The 19,127-nt window shown below is 71.0% G+C and carries 17 protein-coding genes and 1 tRNA gene; 10 read left to right on the top strand and 8 right to left on the bottom strand.

Translation table 11 applies throughout. The annotated features are described in order from the left end of the window. Positions 1–26: 26 nt before the first annotated feature. Entirely contained in the window at positions 27–566 is a 540-nt protein-coding gene (locus tag FHY03_RS15700; RefSeq protein ID WP_311721924.1) for a RecX family transcriptional regulator, read from the bottom strand. A 106-nt stretch (positions 567–672) separates the two neighbouring features. Between FHY03_RS15700 and FHY03_RS15695 the strand changes: the two genes are divergently transcribed. From FHY03_RS15695 to nusG, 6 genes are all read left to right on the top strand, one after another. Further along, complete coding sequence (locus tag FHY03_RS15695; protein WP_183923509.1) at positions 673–2,424, top strand: fatty acyl-AMP ligase; 1,752 nt, start codon at positions 673–675, stop codon at positions 2,422–2,424. A 256-nt stretch (positions 2,425–2,680) separates the two neighbouring features. Continuing rightward, positions 2,681–5,014, top strand: coding sequence for a putative bifunctional diguanylate cyclase/phosphodiesterase (locus FHY03_RS15690; RefSeq protein WP_409314211.1), 2,334 nt, complete (start codon positions 2,681–2,683; stop codon positions 5,012–5,014). A gap of 61 nt (positions 5,015–5,075) precedes the next feature. Beyond that, positions 5,076–5,151 (top strand) — tRNA-Trp (locus tag FHY03_RS15685). A 105-nt stretch (positions 5,152–5,256) separates the two neighbouring features. After that, positions 5,257–5,496, top strand: a complete 240-nt coding sequence (locus FHY03_RS15680) for a hypothetical protein (RefSeq protein ID WP_183923511.1) — start codon at positions 5,257–5,259, stop codon at positions 5,494–5,496. Between the two features lie 276 nt (positions 5,497–5,772). Beyond that, complete coding sequence (gene secE, locus FHY03_RS15675) at positions 5,773–5,970, top strand: preprotein translocase subunit SecE (protein ID WP_183923513.1); 198 nt, start codon at positions 5,773–5,775, stop codon at positions 5,968–5,970. A gap of 17 nt (positions 5,971–5,987) precedes the next feature. Continuing rightward, positions 5,988–6,524, top strand: coding sequence for a transcription termination/antitermination protein NusG (gene nusG / locus FHY03_RS15670; RefSeq protein WP_183931637.1), 537 nt, complete (start codon positions 5,988–5,990; stop codon positions 6,522–6,524). Positions 6,525–6,571: 47 nt separating this feature from the next. Here nusG and FHY03_RS15665 read toward each other — a convergent pair whose 3' ends face one another. Then, positions 6,572–7,579, bottom strand: coding sequence for a helix-turn-helix domain-containing protein (locus FHY03_RS15665; protein WP_183931636.1), 1,008 nt, complete (start codon positions 7,577–7,579; stop codon positions 6,572–6,574). Between the two features lie 291 nt (positions 7,580–7,870). On the opposite strand from FHY03_RS15665, the gene rplK reads away from it, so the two are divergent. The 3 genes from rplK to FHY03_RS15650 all read left to right on the top strand — a co-directional run bounded on the left by rplK (position 7,871) and on the right by FHY03_RS15650 (position 10,356). Continuing rightward, positions 7,871–8,302 (top strand): 50S ribosomal protein L11, encoded by a 432-nt coding sequence (gene rplK / locus FHY03_RS15660; protein WP_132909404.1) that lies wholly within the window; start codon positions 7,871–7,873, stop codon positions 8,300–8,302. A 4-nt stretch (positions 8,303–8,306) separates the two neighbouring features. After that, a complete protein-coding gene (gene rplA / locus FHY03_RS15655) occupies positions 8,307–8,999 on the top strand; it encodes a 50S ribosomal protein L1 (protein WP_132908955.1) in 693 nt (230 codons plus the stop codon). A 187-nt stretch (positions 9,000–9,186) separates the two neighbouring features. After that, on the top strand, positions 9,187–10,356 hold the full coding sequence (locus FHY03_RS15650; RefSeq protein ID WP_183931635.1) for an alpha-hydroxy-acid oxidizing protein: 1,170 nt from the start codon (positions 9,187–9,189) through the stop codon (positions 10,354–10,356). Positions 10,357–10,386: 30 nt separating this feature from the next. Here FHY03_RS15650 and FHY03_RS15645 read toward each other — a convergent pair whose 3' ends face one another. The 4 genes from FHY03_RS15645 to FHY03_RS15630 all read right to left on the bottom strand — a co-directional run bounded on the left by FHY03_RS15645 (position 10,387) and on the right by FHY03_RS15630 (position 15,340). Beyond that, entirely contained in the window at positions 10,387–11,130 is a 744-nt protein-coding gene (locus FHY03_RS15645) for a Crp/Fnr family transcriptional regulator (protein ID WP_183923521.1), read from the bottom strand. Beyond that, entirely contained in the window at positions 11,127–11,504 is a 378-nt protein-coding gene (locus FHY03_RS15640; protein WP_183923523.1) for a response regulator, read from the bottom strand. Before FHY03_RS15640 ends, FHY03_RS15645 begins: the two co-directional genes overlap by 4 nt. Positions 11,505–11,506: 2 nt before the next feature. After that, positions 11,507–13,063 (bottom strand): sensor histidine kinase, encoded by a 1,557-nt coding sequence (locus FHY03_RS15635; protein WP_183923525.1) that lies wholly within the window; start codon positions 13,061–13,063, stop codon positions 11,507–11,509. 207 nt (positions 13,064–13,270) lie between these two features. Continuing rightward, a complete protein-coding gene (locus FHY03_RS15630; protein ID WP_409314210.1) occupies positions 13,271–15,340 on the bottom strand; it encodes a prolyl oligopeptidase family serine peptidase in 2,070 nt (689 codons plus the stop codon). 439 nt (positions 15,341–15,779) lie between these two features. Here FHY03_RS15630 and FHY03_RS15625 point away from each other — a divergent pair, with 439 nt between their 5' ends. Continuing rightward, positions 15,780–17,330, top strand: coding sequence for an MFS transporter (locus tag FHY03_RS15625; RefSeq protein ID WP_183931633.1), 1,551 nt, complete (start codon positions 15,780–15,782; stop codon positions 17,328–17,330). A gap of 192 nt (positions 17,331–17,522) precedes the next feature. Here FHY03_RS15625 and FHY03_RS15620 read toward each other — a convergent pair whose 3' ends face one another. Both FHY03_RS15620 and FHY03_RS15615 read right to left on the bottom strand, forming a co-directional pair. Continuing rightward, positions 17,523–18,065, bottom strand: coding sequence for a superoxide dismutase family protein (locus FHY03_RS15620; protein WP_183931632.1), 543 nt, complete (start codon positions 18,063–18,065; stop codon positions 17,523–17,525). 89 nt (positions 18,066–18,154) lie between these two features. Then, complete coding sequence (locus FHY03_RS15615) at positions 18,155–19,024, bottom strand: CDP-alcohol phosphatidyltransferase family protein (protein WP_183923533.1); 870 nt, start codon at positions 19,022–19,024, stop codon at positions 18,155–18,157. Positions 19,025–19,127 lie beyond the last annotated feature (103 nt).

The raw sequence follows: 19,127 nt of genomic DNA, 5'->3' as shown, positions 1-19,127 counted from the left end.
AATGAAGCTTGGCAAGCGCCGATCGTTCATTCCTCGTCCAGAATCGCGCCGGGTTCGGCCTCGACGATGCGTCGCGCCAACGGCGGCGCGTGGCCGGCTCGCAGCAACTGGCCGAACTGGCGTGCGCGCTGCGCCGCGTCGACCGGCGCGTCGGCGAACGGCCCGATCCGCTTGCGCCGCGCGAGCCGCAGCGCGCTCTTCAGTGCCGCCGCCCGCGCCTGCGCCAGCACGGGCGCGGCGTCCTCGGCGTCGAGCCCGGCAGCGCGCAGCGTCTCGGCGACACGGCGCGCGCCATAGCCGCGCCGACCCAATGCGGCGCCTTTCTGCTCGGCGAAGCCGCGGTCGTCGACATAGCCGAGCGTCGCCATCCGCTCCGCGATGCCGTCCGGGTCGGCGGGCTCCCCGTCCCAGCCGCGCTCGCGGATCTTGCGCGCGAGATAGGCGCTGAGCTTCCCGCGCGTGGTCGCGAACCGCTCGACGTAGCGGAGCGCGAGCCGTTCGAGCGCCGCATGGTCGAGCGGCGGCGGGCGGCGGCGCGAGGCCTTGGGTGATTGGGGCAGCGACACGGCCATGTTTGTGCCACACTGGCATCCGATTTTGAACGCTCGGCCAAAGTACGCCTTTAACCGCTTAACTATTGCACCGGCGTGACCGCTGCGACAGGAACACAGGATGACGACCGACATCGCCCCGACTGCCCCCCAGACGCGACCGACGCCGACGGCCGACCCGCTGCCGCGCCGCTTCGCCGATTTCGCGACGCTGGGCGAGGCGCTCGACTATGCCGCGCGGGGCGGCCGCGGACTCAACTTCCATGACGCGCGCGGCACGCTGGTGCGCGCCTACGGCTTCACCGCGCTGCGCGACGACGCGCGCGCCTGCGCCTATCGCCTGATCGCGGCGGGTGTCGCCCCCGGCGACCGCGTCGCGCTGGTGGCGGAGACCAGCGCCGAGTTCGCCGCGCTCTTCTTCGGCGCGGTGCTCGCGGGCGCCTGGCCGGTCCCGCTCCCGCTGCCGACCTCGTTCGGCGGGCGCGATTCCTACATCGACCAGCTGCGCGTCCAGCTCGCCAGCTGCGATCCCGTCATGCTCGTCTTCCCGCCCGAGCTCGCGCAAATGGCGGGCGCGGCGGCCGAGGCGTCGGACGTGCGCGGGATCGACTGGGTCGAGTTCGCCACCCAGCCCGGGCCCGAGACGGCGCTGCCCGCGAGCACCGCCGAGGACGTCTGCTACCTGCAATATTCCAGCGGCTCGACGCGTTTCCCTCACGGCGTGGCGATCACGCATCGCGCGCTGCTGAGCAACCTCGCCGCGCACGCGCACGGCGTGCAGATCATCGAGACCGACCGCTGCGTCTCGTGGCTGCCGTGGTACCACGACATGGGGCTGGTCGGCTGCTTCCTCTCGCCGGTCGCCAACCAGGTCTCGACCGACTATCTCAAGACCGAGGATTTCGCGCGCCGCCCGCTGTCGTGGCTCGACCTGATCAGCCGCAACCCTGGCACCTCGCTGAGCTACTCGCCGACCTTCGGCTATGATATCTGCGCGCGCCGCATCTCCAGCCAGACCAAGGCGTCGGATCGTTTCGATCTGTCACGCTGGCGCGTCGCCGGCAACGGCGCCGACATGATCCGGCCCGACGTCATGCAGGCCTTCGTCGACGCCTTCGCCGACGCGGGCTTCCAGGCAACCGCCTTCCTGCCGAGCTACGGCCTCGCCGAGGCGACGCTGGCGGTGTCGCTGATGCCGCCGGGCGAGGGCATCCGGGTCGAGCTGGTCGAGGAAACCGAGCTCTCGGGCATGCAGCACGGCGAGGACCGGCCGCAGCGCTACCGCGCGATCGTCAATTGCGGCAAGCCGGTGCGCGACATGGAAGTCGAGGTGCGCGAGGAGGACGGCACGCCGCTGCCCGACGGAGCGATCGGCAAGGTGTGGTGCCGCGGGCCGAGCGTGATGGTCGGCTATTTCCGCGATCCCGGCGCCACCGATGCGTGCCTGATCGACGGCTGGCTCGACACCGGCGACATGGGCTATATGTCCGGCGGCTACATCTTCATCGTCGGCCGCGCCAAGGACATGATCATTATCAACGGGCGCAACCACTGGCCGCAGGACATCGAATGGGCGGTGGAGCAGCTGCCCGGGTTCAAGGCCGGCGACATCGCCGCCTTCGCGATCACCACGCCCGGCGGCGAGGAGACTCCCGCGGTGCTGGTGCAGTGCCGCAGCTCGGACGAGATCGAGCGCGTGCGGCTGCGCGACGAGATCCGCGACCGCGTCCGCTCGGTCACCGGCATGAACTGCGTCGTTGAGCTGATCCCCCCGCGCACGCTGCCGCGCACCAGCTCGGGCAAGCTCAGCCGCGCCAAGGCGCGGAACCTGTATCTCGCCGGCGAGATCAAGCCCTACGACCTCGCCGCCTGAGGCGCGGCCCGGCGCCCGGCTGCGGGCACGCCGGCCCCGCCCGTGGCGGGTGAGGCGCGATGATTCTTCGTCCATTCCGGACGTTTTCTCCAGCACGGACACCGCCTCGGCGCGCAAGCGACTGACAACGCCGGCCTTGTCTCCGGCAATCCGGTGCCGACGCTCTGGCATGTTCTTGCCGGCAGCAACGCTTCGTCAACGACGATGCCGCTAAGGCTCGGGCGTGACACGCGATCCCCACCCCCTATCGGCATCCGTGCCGATCCGCGCGCGCCTCGGCCTGCGTCGTAGCGCCGAGCGCACCGCCGGCCACCGCGAGGTGACGGTGGAGCGGGCGGAGAAGCGGGCAGCGGCGCGTCGACTCGCGCCCGCGCTGCTCGCCGCGCATCTGCTCGGCGCCGGCGTGGCGATGGCGCTGCTGCGCCACACGGCGGCGCTGCCCTGGCTGATCACCTGGGGCGCGGCGGTGGCGGTGGCAGCGGCGACGCTCACCCGCCTTCTCGTCGCGCGCGCCGAGCCCGAGGCGCCGCTGCCGCTCGCCAGCGCGGGCGCCGCCGCGGCGGCGCTGGCGCTGGCCTGGGCGGTTATCCCGCTGCACCTCGCCGGCGCGGCCGATCCCCCCGTGACGCACGCGCTCGACCTGCTGCTCGCCACGGTGATGACCGCTTCCGCGCTGACGCTCGCGACCCTGCCGAGCGCGGCGCTGGTCCTCGTCGCCGGCACTGCCGCCGCGACCGCCGCGCCGTTCGCGCTCACCGGCCGGCCCGTCGCGGCGGCCATCGTCGTCGCACTCGCGCTGCTGCTCGCGGCCGTGATCTTCTCCCGCGCGCGCGCGGTGGCGCGGATCGGCGCGGCGGAAAGCGCGCTGCGCGAACGCGAGGCGACGGTGCAGCTGCTGCTGCGCGACTTCGAGGAAGGCGCCGACTGGCTGTGGCAGACCGACGCCGCGCGCCGGATCGTCGGCGCGAGCGAGCGTTTCGCGCGCGCATGCGGGATCGCCGCCGCGGAGCTCGAGGGCACGCCGCTGCTCCAGTCGCTCGCCGGCGCCGACTGGGACAGCGCCGCCATCCCCGACGAGCTGCGCCTCATCGCCGACAAGATGACGCGGCGCGAGCCCTTCAGCGACGTCGCGCTGCCGGTCACGGTGCGCGGCGAGACGCGCTGGTGGCAGATCGCCGCCGCGCCGCGGCTCGACGCGGCGGGCCGCTTCGCCGGCTTCCGCGGCGTCGTATCGGACATCACCGAGCAGCGCGCCTCGGCCGAGCGGATCAACCGCATGGCCCGCTTCGACGCGCTCACCGGCCTGCCCAACCGCCTCTCGGTCAACGAGGAGCTCACCCGCGCGCTGAGCGAGGCGGAGCGCTGGCGCGCGCGCTGTGCCTTCATGATGATCGACCTCGACCGCTTCAAGGCGGTCAACGACACGCTGGGTCACCCCGTTGGCGACCGCCTGCTGCGCCGCGTGTCCGAGCGGCTCGCCGAGCTGGTGACCGAGAACGAGCTGATCGGCCGGCTCGGCGGCGACGAATTCGCTGTGGTGGTGCGCGACGCGGGCGACCCCGGCCGGCTCGAGCGGCTGGCGCACACCATCATCGAGACGCTGTCGCGCCCCTACGAGGTCGATCAGCACACGCTCTACATCGGCGCCTCGGTGGGCGTCGCCACCGGGCCGCGCGACGGCCGCACCGCGGAGACGCTGATCCGCTCGGCCGATCTCGCGCTGTATCGCTCGAAGGACCGCGGCGGCGGGGTCTACCACGCCTATGTGCCTCAGTTGCACCTGGAGGCGGAGGAGCGCCGCGTGATCGAGCTGGCGCTGCGCCGCGCGCTCGACAACGACGAGCTCCACCTCGCCTATCAGCCGGTGGTCGACTCACGCAGCGGTGCGGTGCGCGGTTTCGAGGCGCTGCTGCGCTGGAGCCACCCCGAGCTGGGCGACATCCCGCCGGCCAAGTTCGTGCCGATCGCCGAGGAAGCGCGGCTGATCGCGCCGATCGGCGAGTGGGTGCTGCGCACCGCCTGCGCGGAGGCGGCGGGCTGGCCCGACGACGTGCGCGTCGCGGTCAACGTCTCGCCCGAGCAGCTCCACAACCCGCAGTTCGTCGGGGTGATCACCGACACGCTGGCGCACACCGGCCTGCCCGCGCGCCGGCTCGAGCTGGAGGTGACCGAGAGCGTGTTCCTGCGCGAGGGCACCGGCGCGGTGAAGCTGCTCAAGCAGATCCTCGATCTCGGCGTGGGGCTCAGCCTCGACGATTTCGGCACCGGCTATTCCTCTCTCGGTTATCTGAGCGCGACCCGCTTCTCCTCGATCAAGATCGACCGCAGCTTCGTCCAGGCGGCGTCGCGCGGCACCGCCGAGGCGATCGCGATCATCCGCGCGGTGGTGGCGATGGCGCAGAGCATGGGCATGGCCACCACCGCGGAAGGGGTGGAGACCGAGGCCGAGCTGCGGCTGGCGCGGGAACTGGGGTGCGGCAGCATCCAGGGCTTCTACTTCGGCCGTCCGCTGCCGGTGACCGAGGCGCGCGCGCTGGCGATCGCGGTGCGCCGCCCCAACGCCACGCCTGCCGCGACGCGGGCGGCCTAAGACCTTCGGCGCGCTCGCCCCTTGACGAATGCGCGCGCGGCGTCCAACAGCGCCGCGGCACAGGAGTGTAGCTCAGTTGGTAGAGCATCGGTCTCCAAAACCGAGGGCCGTGGGTTCGAGTCCCTCCACTCCTGCCAACCCAGAACGGTGGCGAAGGATAGATTCTCCGGCTTGCGCGTTCGCAAGCGCGGCGTAATAGCCCTATACCTCTGACGTACGTCAATCACCAAGGGAGTAGCCATATGCGTTCCATTCTCGCCGGCGCCGCTGCGCTGAGCCTCGTCGCCACTCCGGCGCTCGCCGCCACCGCGAACCCCGCCGCCAGCCTGTCGGTGGCCGGCGCGCGCGCGTCGACCTCGACGTCGAAGGACAGCCAGGTCGCCGGCGCCGGCGTGTTCGGCGCCATCATCGCCGCCGGTATCGCGGCGATCGGCGTGATCGCGATCGTCAACGACAACAACGACGATTCCGACAGCAACTGATCGGGCGCGGTCGCCAGGGGCGACCCGCCGTCAGTAGCGACGGATAGCGAAAAGGGGGTCGGTGCCGCGACGCGCCGGCCCCTTCTTCATGGCAGCGATCGCGACGCCTATACCGCCACCGCGCTTGCCTTTTCACCGCGGCCAACTTATGTCCGCTCGCACTTCCGACAGCACGGACGGTCTATCATCGCTCTTCCCACTCGCGGGGAAGCGGTAGTGGGCCCATGCCGGTCGCTGCCGGGATATTCTATCACGGCTCAACAAGGGCTCAGTATCGTGGCGAAGACGACCCCGCTCGAGTTCATCCGACAGGTCCGCACCGAGACCGCCAAGATCGTCTGGCCGACCGGCCGCGAGACGGTGATGACGGGGGTGATGGTCGTGGTGATGACCACGGTGTTGGCGCTGTTCTTCCTGGCGGTGGACTCGTTCTTCAACGCCGTGGTCAAGGCGCTGCTGAGCCTGGCGAAGTAAGGACGGGAAGCACGACGATGGCGCGCTGGTACATCATCCACGCCTATTCGGGGTTCGAGGGCAAGGTCCGCGACTCGATCATGGCCGAGGCGACCCGCATGGGACTCGAGCAACTGGTCGAGCAGATCGAGGTGCCCACCGAGACCGTCACCGAGGCGCGCCGCGGCAAGAAGATCGCGGTCGAGCGCAAGTTCATGCCCGGCTATGTGCTGGCCAAGCTGAACATGAATGACGACGTCTATCACCTCGTCAAGAACACGCCCAAGGTGACCGGCTTCCTCGGCTCCTCGGGCAAACCGCAGGCGATCTCGGAAGCCGAGGCGGCGCGCATGCTGAACTCCAAGGAGGAGGCGGCGGTCGCGCCCAAGACCAAGGTCAAGGTGGACTACGAGATCGGCGACGCCGTCAAGGTGCTCGAGGGGCCGTTCGCGAGCTTCAACGGCACCGTCGAGGAGCTCGACTTCGACAAGTCGAAGGTCAAGGTGTCGGTCAGCATCTTCGGCCGCGCCACGCCGGTCGAGCTCGACTTCGAGCAGGTCGAGCGCAGCAAGTAAGTGCCGGGCTCTCGCTCGGGCGGGAGCGGCGCCGAGCTGGATGAGTTCTAACGCGGCCGGGCCGCGCTCTGCGTCTCCGCGACCGCGGAGCCGCCCGGCGGCATGCCCATTTCCCTGATCGGCATCTCCACCAGCGTGGGCGCTGCCTGCCCGTCCGCCAGCCACGGCGCGGGGGCGTGCGGCGCGAGGTCTGCGCGCTTGCGCTGCTGGCGCACCTCCAGGCCCGGCGTGAGCAGCGGCGTCGGCGTGCGGCGAAACTGTGCCGGGGTCATGCCGACGAACTCGCGGAACTCGCGGTTGAGGTGCGAGGCGTCGTAGAAGCGCAACTCGGCCAGCTCGTCGGCAGTCGGCACCGCGAGCCCGCGCATCACCGCGGCCATGTCGAGGAAGCGGCTGCGCCGCATCACCGTCTTGGGCAGGTGGCCGAAATGCTGGCGCACGGCGCGGTCCAGCCTGCGCCCCGAGATCCCGAACTCCGCGGCGATCTCCGTGACCGGCCGCGTCGGGTCGACCCGCGCGATTCGCTCGAAGCGCGCGCTGATCATGTCGGGCGTCACGGCGCGGACGACGAGATGCTCGCGCACCACCTGGTGGAGCCGGGCGAACGTCTGCTCCTGGTCGAGCACGTCGTCGCACGCCCAGCGCAAAGCCTCGTTCCACCGCCCCGGCACGATCGGCACGAGTCGGTCGGCCAACTCGTCCGCGGTCGCGTCGCTGAAGCCGAACCAGCCGGCGGGCCGGATCGCGAAGCCCGCGGCGACGATCGGACCGACGCAGCGTACCGGGAAGCGACGCTGCTGCGCGCCGAACAGCATCGGCCCTTCATAGTCCCGCCACGCGCCATCGATCATCGTCGACCACTGGCCGATCACCGGAACGCGGATGTAAGCTGTTTCGTGCAATAGGAAATCTTCGAGCACGGCATCGCTAGGCCGATCGAAGATGGTAACGAAGAAGCGTGCGACGAAGGGCGCGAGATCGTCGGGTGGCGTACGACTCAGCGACAGCGGCGCACCGTCACGTGACGTTCCTGTACGTGGGATGAAGCTGCCCATGATTTCGCGATTACGACTTGGCGCCGCCCTCGGCAATAATCACGCTCACAGAACTGGTCGGCGCAAACGATAAATTACGTACAATTCGGTTGAAATTCATCGCGCGCGCGGAGGTGCGGGGTCGCAGCCCTAAACCTTGTCAACGCACCCCGCTTCGGCTACGCGCGCTGGCTTCCACCGCATCACACGATGGAACGCCGCGGGAGGGTGGGGCTGCGGCCGCGCCCGGACGAACCGCTAGACTTGAACCGGGCGCTTCCCTCGGGCGCGCCCAGTAACAGAGTGAGACGAATGGCAAAGAAGATCACAGGCTATATCAAGCTGCAGGTGCCCGCGGGCGCTGCCAACCCGTCGCCGCCGATCGGCCCGGCGCTGGGTCAGCGCGGCGTCAACATCATGGAATTCTGCAAGGCGTTCAACGCGCAGACCGCTGACATGGAGAAGGGCTCGCCGCTGCCCACCGTGATCACCGTCTACGCCGATCGCAGCTTCTCGTTCATCACGAAGACGCCGCCGGCGACCTTCCTGATCAAGAAGGCGGCCAACCTGAAGTCGGGCTCGAAGGAGCCGGGCAAGGTGTCCGCGGGCAAGATCACCCGCTCGGCGCTGGCCGAGGTCGCGCAGACCAAGATGAAGGATCTGAACGCGAACGATCTCGAGGCGGCGACCCGCATCATCGAAGGCTCGGCCCGCGCGATGGGCCTCGAAGTGGTGGAGGGCTGAGGCCGTGGCGAAGGTGAGCAAGAAGCAGAAGGCCTGGACGATCGACCGTGAGAAGCTGCACGGCGTCGACGAGGCGATCGCGCTGGCGAAGCAGAACGCGTCGTCCAAGTTCGACGAGACGATCGAGATCGCGCTGAACCTCGGTGTCGATCCGCGCCACGCCGACCAGATGGTCCGCGGCGTCGTCACGCTGCCGGCCGGCACCGGCAAGACCGTCCGCGTCGGCGTGTTCGCGCGCGGCGCCAAGGCCGACGAGGCGCGCGCCGCGGGTGCGGACGTGGTCGGCGCCGAGGACCTGATGGAGACGGTCCAGGGCGGCACGATCGACTTCGATCGCTGCATCGCGACCCCGGACATGATGGGCGTGGTCGGCCGTCTGGGTAAGGTGCTCGGCCCCAAGGGCCTGATGCCGAACCCCAAGCTCGGCACCGTGACGATGAACGTGGCCGAGGCGGTGAAGGCCGCCAAGGGCGGTCAGGTCGAGTATCGCGTCGAGAAGGCCGGGATCATCCACTCGGGTATCGGCAAGGCGAGCTTCGGCGCCGAGGACCTGCGCCGCAACTTCGACGCTCTGGTCGACGCGGTGGTGAAGGCCAAGCCGTCGGGCGCCAAGGGCAAGTACGTCAAGAAGATCGCGGTCAGCTCGACGATGGGCCCGGGGATCAAGGTCGACGTCGCCGAGGTCGCGGGCGCCTGACGCCCCCTGCCCCGGTTTGCCGGGGCGCCTCGACGAACGCACGCCCCGGCTCGCCGGGGCTCGCCACAGACGAACAGCGGAAGGGCCGGGAGCGATCCCGGCCCTTCTCGCGTCCGCGCCCCGTCGCAACGGCGTGGAACCGCTTCCCGGATTGGCGTACGCCCACGCGGACACAGGGAGAGCGGGGATGGCGCAGTTCGGCGACTATCAGCTGGCGATCTATCTCGCCGGGCTGGAGGGCATCGTGCCCGAATGGCCGGTCGATTTCGCCACGCTTGAACAGCGGGCCGAGGCGGCGATGCCGCCCTCCTTGCTCACCTATGTCCAGGGCGGCTGCGGCGATGAACTGACGCAGCGTCGCAACGCCAGCGCCTTCGCGCACTGGGGCATGGTGCCGCGGATGATGGTCGACAGCGCGCAGCGTGACCTCTCCGCCGACCTGTTCGGCGCGCGGCTCGCCTCGCCGCTCTTCATGGCCCCGATCGGTGTCACCGGCCTGTGCACGTCCGATTCGCACGGCGACCTCGCCGCCGCCCGCGCCGCGGCCGAGACTGGCGTGCCGCTGTGCGCCTCGACGCTCGCCAACGACCGGCTCGAGGACGTGATCGCCGCCGGCGGCGACACGCCCGCGCTGTTCCAGCTCTACACGCCGCGCGACCGCGAGCTCGCCGCCAGCCTGGTGCGCCGCGCCGAGGCGGCGGGCTGTCGCGCGATCGTGGTGACGCTCGACACCTGGGTCACCGGCTGGCGCCCCCGCGACCTCAATACCGCCAACTTCCCGCAGCTGCGCGGCCACGTCCTGGCCAATTACTTCAGCGACCCGGTGTTCCGTCGCCTGCTCGCGCGGCCGCCCGAGGAAGACCGCCGCGCCGCGGTGATGACCTGGGCGGCGACCTTCGGCCAGGTGCTGACCTGGGACGACCTGCCGTGGCTGCGCTCGCTGACCGAGCTGCCGATCGTGCTGAAGGGCCTGTGCCACCCCGACGACGCGCGTCGCGCGATCGATGGCGGCGCCGACGCGGTCTATGTCTCCAATCACGGCGGGCGCCAGGCCAATGGCGGGATCGCCGCGATCGACCTGCTGCCCGACGTGGCGGCGGCGGTGGCGGGGCGCGTCCCGGTGTGGTTCGACGGCGGGGTGCGCAGCGGGACCGATATCGTGAAGGCGGTAGCGCTCGGCGCCGATCTGGTCGGCGTCGGGCGACCGTACAGCTACGGTCTCGCGCTCGGCGGCGCGGCGGGCTGCGCGCATGTGCTCAAATGCCTGCTCGCCGAGGCCGACCTGCTGATGGCGGTCAACGGCTGGCCCACACTCGCCGCGGTGCGCGAGGCGGGCGCGCGGCGGGTGGAGGGATAGGCCCTCCCCGCTTGCGGCGTAGATCTTGCCTCAGCGCGCCCGCGCGGGCTGCGGCCCCACCGTGGCGGACACGCGCACCGGCACGCGACCGATCTTGCGCGCGAGCCCCGGCGGATCGAGCAACGTGACCCGACCGCCCTTCCACTGCAGGTCGTTCTCGCGCCGCGCCTGCTGCACCATGCGGTTGACGTGGACCGAGGTGAGCCCCAGCGCGTCCGCGAGCGTCTCCTGCGTCAGCGGCAGGTCGAAGCTGGTGCCGCGCGCCATGCCGTTGAGCGTGAGCCGCTCGTGCAGCTCCAGCAGCAGGTCGCCGATCCGCTCCTGCGCGTTGAGCCGGCCGAGCCGGGTCACGTGCGCCAGCACATAGGCCTGATCGAGCGCGTCGCCCACGGCATAGACCGTGCCCAGCACCGAGCCGGGTGCGGCGGGCGGGGCCGCGCAGACCAGCACGTCGGTGAGGGCAACGATCGTCGCCACCGCGACCGGGCGCGGCTGCGGGCAGTGGCCGACCACATCGCCGGGCAGCAGGAAGCTGAGGAACTGGCGCCGCCCGTCGGGCAGCAGCCGCACGCGCGCCGCCCAGCCGCGCAGCAGCAGCAGCGGCTCGGCGATCTCGCGCCCCTCGCTCACCAGCTCGCGGCGCGCGCGGATCGTCTGCGCCTGCCCGGCGGCCGCGACGATCGTGTCGATCACCTCGCCGTCGAGCGGGGCCAGCGCGGCGAGCCGCTGCAGCGCGGGCTGACGATCATCGATGATGGTGGCGGCGCGGATCATGGCACGTCCTCCGATGCGAGTAATTGGTCGAGCGCGGCGAGCACCGTTGGCACCGCGAAGGGCTTGGCGATACGCGGCACGTGGCGATAGGCGTCGGGCAGCGCCCAGTCGTCGTAGCCGGTGACGAACACGAACGGCACGCCGCGCGCGGCGAGCCGGTCGGCGATGGCGAGCGACGAGTCGCCCTCAAGGTTCACGTCGAGCAGCGCGGCGGCGATCCCCTCGCGCTCGGCGAGATCCAGTCCGGCGGCGAGGCTGCTCACCGGACCGATCACCAGCGCTTCCTGGGCGGCGAGCGCGCGGCGCAGGTCGGAGGCGATGAAATATTCGTCCTCCACGACCAGTATCTGTTTGCCCGCGAGTCGCCCCGGCATCGTCACGCCCCTTCCTCGTCGCCGCCCAGCGGCAACCCGATGGTGCAGCGCACACCGCCACCGCGGAACTCGAGCCGCGTCTCGGCACCGAGCCGATACGGTAGAGCCTCCTCGATCAACTCGGTCCCGAACCCCTGCCGCGTCGGCCGGATCGGGATCGCAGGCACGCCCTGCTCGACCCAGCTAAGGTCAAGACGGCGCGCTGATCTTCCATCTACATTAACATCCCACGTGATGGAGAGCGACCCTCCTGGCGCACGAAAAGCGCCGAATTTTAAAGCGTTGGTCGCGAGCTCGTGGATCGCGAGACCGAGTAGTTCCACCGGCCCCGCCGGCAGCGCCACGTCGGGTCCCGACATGGAGAGCCCGGGCCCATCGCTGACGCCGACGCTCAGCAGCTCGTCGCGGATCAGATTTTCCAGGTCAACGGTGCCGCTGGCGTTGAGCGTCGCGCTCACCTGCGTGCGCGCCAGCGCGTCGAGCCGTCCGCGGAAATGGTCGGCGACGTCGTCGAGCGACTCCGCGCCCTCGACCGTGCGAGCGAAGACGGAGCGTACCACGGTGAGGATGTTGCGCACGCGGTGCTGCAGCTCCGCCACGAGCACGCGCTGGCGCTCCTCGAGCAATTGCATGTCGCTGATGTCGGTCGCCGCGCCGAACCAATGCGTGATCTGTCCGGCACCGTCGCGCACCGGCACCTGCCGGATCAGCAGCGCGCGATAGCCGCCTCCGGCCTGGCGAACGCGACACTGCACGGTCACGGGCTCGCCCGCGGCGTAAGCGCGACGGAAGGCGCGGCTCACCTTGCCCGCCTCGCTTGGGTGGATCAGCTCCATCCAGCCGCCGTTCGAGGCCTGTTCGTCGGTCTGGCCGGTGATCGCGTGCCACTGCTGGTTGGATGCGATGCGCAGGCCGGCGAGATCGACTCGCCACAGCATCGCGGGCACCAGCTCGAGCGTGAGGCGGCGCTGCTCCTCGCTGTCGCGCAACGCCATCTCGGCGCGCTTGCTGTGCAGCGCCTGCACGATCGCGGGAGCCAGCTCCAAGGCGGCGGCGAGGTCCTCGTCGCGGAAACCGCCGGCGCGGTTGCCGAGGCCCACCATGCCGATCACCGCGCCGTTCTGGTGAAGGGGCACGCCGAGGAAACTCTCCAGCGACGGGTGGCCCGCGGGCGTGCCGATGCGATCCGCATGAGTCGCCGCGTCGTTGAAGATCAGGCCCTGTCCCTCGCGCAGCACGCGTCCGTACAGGCCGTGGATGGCCAGCCCGGTCGGCACCTTGCCTCGCGGCCAATCGCTCTTGGCTGCCTCGAACGCGGCCCAGCCCCGCTCGCTGATCGCGATCTCGTCGAGCAGGTCGGTGGCGCGGTCGATCTCGCCCATGAAGCTGAACGACGCGCCGGTGACATCCTCGGCGACGCGCAGACAGACGCGCCCGAGCGCCTCAAGCGAAGGAGCGGTAAGCGCCTCGTGGAAGATCCGGTTGATGCCCTCCAGCACCGCGTTCTTGCGCGCGAGCGTCGCCAGCAGGCTGGTCTCGTCGCGAGGCTCCATCCTCATTGCTCTCACCCTTCCCCGCCAACGTCCCGCGCCGTAAATAGCTCAAATTAAACACCTTAACCTATGTCCTAGGGCAGCCGACGCGAGGGGGCGGGCGCGCAGCGGCCGAGTTGGTGTCGAGGACGGCCGGGAGCGTAGAGCCCGTCACCCCGGCTCGCGGCCGGGATGACGGAGGTGCCGGCGTCGGCGCCACGGCCCACACCAGGCTTAGTTCGCCGGCGCCGCCCCGCCGCGCCCGCGATAGCGGTCGAACCAGGCGAGGATCGCCGCCGCCTTGGCCGCCGACTGCGACGGCCGCGACGTGAAGCCGCCGTGGCTGGCGCCGGGTACCTTCACCAGCGCGGTCGGCACCTTGGCGATCTGGAGCGCGGCATAATATTGCTCCGACTCGCTCACCGGGGTGCGATAATCCTCGCTGCCCACCACCACGAGCGTCGGCGTCGTCACGTTGCCCACCAGGCTGAGCGGCGAGCGCACCCAGTAGCTCATCGGATCCTCCCACGGCAGCTTGCTGAACCAGTAGCGCGAGGTGAAGGTGGTGTTGTCCATCGTCAGCGCCTCGCTGATCCAGTTAATTACCGGCTTCTGCGTCGCCGCCGCCTTGAAACGGTGAGTCTTGCCCACGATCCAGGCGGTCAGCACCCCACCGCCTGAGCCGCCGGTGACGAACAGCTCGTCGGCGTCGGCGGTGCCGTCGGCGATCGCGGCGTCGACAGCGGCCATCAGGTCGTCATAGTCGGCGGAGGGATAGTTCTTGTCGATCAGGTTGGCGAACTGGGCGCCGTAGGAGGTCGAGCCGCGCGGGTTGACCCACAGCACGGCGTAGCCCGCCGCGGCGTAGAGCTGGACGTCGCTGGCGAAGGTCGGGCCATAGGCCGAATGCGGGCCGCCGTGGATCTCGAGGATCAGCGGCACGCGCTGCCCTTCGGCGCGGGTCGGCGGGGTGGCGAGCCAGGCGTCGATCGCGCGACCGTCGGGCGCGGTGACGCTCAGCTTGCGCACGGGGGCGAGCGTCTTGGCGGCGGTCATCACCGCGTTGAGCTGCGTCAGCCGGCGCGGCTTGCCGCCGGCGAGCACCCAGACGTCGGCGGGCGCCCCCGCGTCACCGCCGGTGTAGGCGACGGTGCCGTCGCGCGCGACCGAGAAGTCGCCGCCGGTGTAGGGCCGGTCGAGCCCGCTGCCCTGGAGATTGTCGGCGATCACGCTGAGCTTGCCGTCGGTGCCGACGCGCGCGAGCTTGCGCTGGCCGCGGTCGTCGTAGCTGGCGTAGAGGCTGCGCCCGTCTCGCGCCCATTGCACGTCCTCGACGCTGCGGTCGAGCGCGCCGGTGAGCAAGCGCGGCGCGCTGCCGTCGGCCCCGCCGACGTAGAGCTGCGCGTCCTCATAGCCGCGGCGGTGGTCGTCGAAGCCGATCCAGGCGACTCGCTGGCCGTCGGGCGAAACACGCGCGTTGGCGTCCGGCCCCTGGCGCGTGGTCAGCGCGGTGACCGCGCCCGTGGCGACGTCGACCGACTGGACGTCGGTGTTGAGCACCTCGCGCTCTGTGTCGCCGGCGCGGATTGCGGCGAACAGGATCCGGCGTCCGTCGGGGCTCCACGCCAGCGGGCCATCGTCGTCGAAGCGGCCGAAGGTGAGCTGGCGCGCCGCGCCGCCGTCCGCCGCGACCATGAAGACATGCGCATAGCCCGGCTTGCGATAGCCGGGGCCGTCGTTGCGATAGGTGACGCGGTCGATCACCGCCAACCCCGGCGCCCATTTCGCGCCCTCGGGCTTGGCTGGGGGCTTGCCGAGCGTCGTGCCCTCGCCCGCGACGGTGGCGACATAGGCGAGGCGGGTGCCGTCGGGCGACCAGGCGAGCGCGCTCGGGTCGCCGGGCAGCGAGGTGGCGCGCGCGCTGCTGCCGCTCGCGAGCCAGCGCACGAACAGCTGCGACTGCTCGCCGTCGCCCGCGACATAGGCGATCCGGGTGCCGTCGGGCGACCAGCGCGGCGAGCTGCCCGATGTGGCGAACGGGGTCTGGCGCCCGCTGGCGACGTCGATCAGCCACAGCGAGGAGGCCATGCGGTCGGTCATGATGTCGCCCGAGCGGCGGACGTAGACGATCGTCTTCCCGTCCGGACTGATCTGCGGGTCGCTCGCGACCGACAGGCCGAACAGGTCGGCGCCGGTGAAGAGGCGGGTGGGACCGTCCGCCGCGGCGGCGGGCGGCTGCTGCGCGGCGACGGGGGCGGCGAGCAGGGCGAGGCAGAGAGCGAGACGGGAGAGCGCTGGACGCACGATGGGGACGACTCCGCGGGGGATGGAACGCGCGCGATCATGGACGAAAGTGTCGCGGGCGCAATGAGGCGGGTGGGTGAGGCGCGAGTGTAGGGGGGCGGAAAAGCTCCTTTCCATGGCATGTCGATCTGCCCAGAGTGCCACGATGCCCCCGGCGAAGGCCGGGGCCCAGTTGGGCGACGCGGATGGCTCGCACACCGGCCTTCCCAACTGGGCCCCGGCCTGCGCCGGGGCACGGGCTCGCGGCGGCGGGGTCGTCTCGCGCGAACGGTCGAACGTGCGGCCCGGTGGATTCTGAGGCGCGTTCAGGATGACGCTGGACGAGGTGGTGGCGCGACATCCCGCGCCACCGCCCCGCCCCATATCGGCGGCGCCCCCTTCCCTCTCCGCCCGCCTCTGTTACGCTCGTCACAACGACAAAGATCGGGAGGGAACGGGCATGACCCCGGACGGCGACCAGCGCGCGAGCGGCTATGCGTGGTACGTGCTCGCGATCCTGTTCGTCGTCTACATCCTCAACTTCGTCGACCGGCAGGTGATCTCCATCCTCGCCGAGGACATCAAGCGCGACCTTCACCTGCGCGACGAGGACCTGGGCTTCCTCTACGGCACCGCCTTCGGCGTCTTCTACGCTTTGTTCGGCATCCCGCTCGGCCGCCTCGCCGACAGCTGGCACCGCGTCCGGCTCATGACGATCGGGTTGGCGCTGTGGTCGACCATGACCGCGCTCTCGGGGCTGGCGAACGGGGGCGCGCAGCTCGCCGCGGCGCGCGTCGGCGTCGGGGTCGGCGAGGCCACCGCGTCGCCCTCGGCCTACTCGCTGATCTCGGACTATTTCCCGCGCAAGCTGCGCGCCACGGCGCTGTCGATCTACTCGGCGGGCATCTACGTCGGCGGGGGCTGCTCGCTGCTGGTCGGCGGGCTGGTGGTGCAGCATTGGCAGCGCGCCTTCCCGGTCGACCCGCCGCTCGGGCTCGCCGGCTGGCAGGCCGCGTTCCTCGCGGTCGGGCTGCCCGGCCTGTTGCTCGCCGCGCTGGTGGCAACGCTGCGCGAGCCGGTGCGCGGCGCGGTCGAGGCGCTGCCCCCGCCCCCGCCGCATCCTGCGCCCTTCCGCGCCTTCGCCAGCGAGCTGCTGACGATCCTGCCCCCGCTCACGCTGATCGCGGCGGCGCGGCGCGGAGTCGGCGCGCTGGCCGTCAACCTCGTCGCGCTGGCGGCGGTGGTCGCGTCGGTGGTGCTGCTGCGCTCACTGGGCGAGCCGCTGCCGCAGTGGATCGCGGTCGGCACCGGCGTGTACGCGGTCTTCTCCTGGGCGAGCGCGCTGCGCCGGCGCGACCCGCCGACCTTCGCGCTGATCGTCGGCACCCCCGCCTTCCTGTGCGTGGTGGTGGCCTATGGGCTCAACGCCTTCCTGAGCTACGCCGCCTCCTTCTGGGCAGCGCCTTATGCGATGCGCGCGCTCGCGGTGTCGCCGGCGCAGGCCGGGCTGATCCTAGGCGGCGGCGCGGCGCTGTCGGGCTTCCTCGGAGTGACGAGCGGCGGGTTGATCGCGGACCGGCTGCGGCGGACCAACCCGTCCGGGCGGCTGGTGCCGGTTCTGTGCGGCGCGGTGCTGCCGGTGCCCTTCCTCGTGATCGGCTTCACCGCGAGTGCGCCGCTGACGCTCTACCTGTGCCTGTTCGCGTCGCAATATCTGGCGAGCTGGGGGCTGGGCTCGGCCGCCGCGGCGACGCAGGACCTGGTGCTGCCGCGAATGCGTGGCACGGCGACGGCGACCTTCTTCATCGGTACTACGCTGCTCGGGCTGGCGCTCGGGCCGTATCTGGCGGGGCGGATCTCCACGCTGAGCGGCAGCCTGTCGACCGGGATGCTGGCGCTGCTCGCGGTGGTGCCGCTCGGCGTGGCCGCGGGCGTGGCGGCCTACCGGCTGGTGCCCGAGGCGGAGCGGACTCGCGAGGTCCGCGCGCGGGCGGCGGGAGAGGTGGGGTGAGGCGGCTCGGGGAGACGCGCGCCTCTCCTCGCCCTCCGGCGCCCCCCTCACGCGCTGGCGTCATCCTGAACTTGTTTCAGGATCCACCGTCCCGCGAGCGCCTCGGCGTCTGACACTGCGGCACGGTGGATCCTGAGACGAGCTCAGGATGATGGTAGCAATGAGAGACCGGCGTTGCCGGCCCCTCCCCTCTCACCCCGCCTGGAACACGCCGCAGGCGATGCGCGCGCCCGAGTTGCCGCTGGGGTCGGTCTTGAGGTCATCCTGCCCGGCGTGGATCACCATCGCGGCGCCGTCGGCGTCGAGCAGCCCAGCCATGGTCGCGCCCGGGATCGTCGCGCCGATCGTACCGCGGCCGTCATTGCCGATCACGAGATTGGGCAGGTCGCCCTGATGCGGCCCCTGCGGGTTCATCGTACCGTGCTTCATCTGCGTCGGATTCCAATGGCCGCCCGCGCTCTCGAAGCCCGGCGGGTCGCAGCGGCCGACCATGTGGACGTGCGCGCCGTGCGTGCCCGGCGGCATGCCGCTGACGTCCACGGTGAAGCGCAGCCCGCCCGCCACCTCGGTCACGGTGGCGCGGCCGGCCGGCGCGCCCGTCGCGGTGGCGAGCTGCGCAGTGGCGCCGGCACCGCCCGCGACCGGCGCGCCCGTGTCCATCTTCGCCTGGTCGTTGCACGCGGCGAGCGCCAGCGTCGCCAGCCCTACCGCCGTCATGCCCGTGATCCGTCGCATCGCTCGCTCCCTAAATCTCGCTGATCCATGTTCTTGCCGCAGGCAACCCGCGGCCCGCGCGCGGGGTTCCCGTGCACGACCGACGCGGGTCAGCGGTGCCCGTGCGCGATCAGCGCGGTCATCTGCCGCCCGACGTAGGCAGCCTGCACGATCGCGAGCACCAGCACCACGTTGAGCACCACGATCTCGATCAGGAAGAACCAGAGGGGCGTCCCCGCGATCATGCTGAGCCCGAGCAGGATCGTGCGCGGGTTGGCGCCGAGCACCGCGGCGGCGGGAAGCAGCTTGCGCCCCTCCTCGCGCGCGATCTGCGCGATGCGGCGGCGCTCGGGCGGATCCGCCGCGGCGCTCGCCACCAGCGCGTTCACCACCTGCGTCGGCCCCGACATCTTGTGCCACGCCCAGAGATAGAGGCCGGACAGCTTCACCCCGATACCGTCGCCGCCGGACTTGGCGGTCTGCAGCCACGGCACGTCATAGGCCCACCATTGATAGGTGCGGCGCTGGCTCTCGGCGAAGACCGACTGGACCGCACGGCTCACCCCCGCCAGCACGACGATCGGCCAGGCGACCCAGCCGATCCGGTCGTCCATAGCCGCGCCGAGCAGCGTGTACATCACCGCGTGCCCGGCATAGTCGCACAGCCCGTCGACGATCTCGCCCGAGGGCGAGGCGCGACCCGACATCCGCGCCAGCGCGCCGTCGGCACCGTCCACCACGTGCCACAGGCAGTGGAGCAGGAAACCGAGCGCGATCGCCGCAGGCGTCCCCACCCGCGCGTACAGCACCGCCGCCGCCATCACCATCAGCGCGCCCGCGATCGAGACCATGTTCGGCGTCACCGGCGTGGGCACCAGCGCGCGCGCCAGCAGGTGCGCGAGCGGGTGATAAATCGTCCTGTTCAGAAAGCCTTGTAGCTCGCGCGGCTTCCCCGCCACAGCCGGTTCGGAATCGTTCACGCGTTCCTCGTGCATTTGCCCCGGCGCGCCTATACAGGCGATCGGTCCGCTTGACAGTTGCCACGTATCTGTCACGAAGCGGCAACGTATATGTCTTCAGCTC

The organism is Sphingomonas sp. BK345 (assembly GCF_014193845.1).
In the GTDB taxonomy this organism is placed as follows: domain Bacteria; phylum Pseudomonadota; class Alphaproteobacteria; order Sphingomonadales; family Sphingomonadaceae; genus Sphingomonas.
This window is presented reverse-complemented; position numbering and strand designations above follow the sequence as displayed.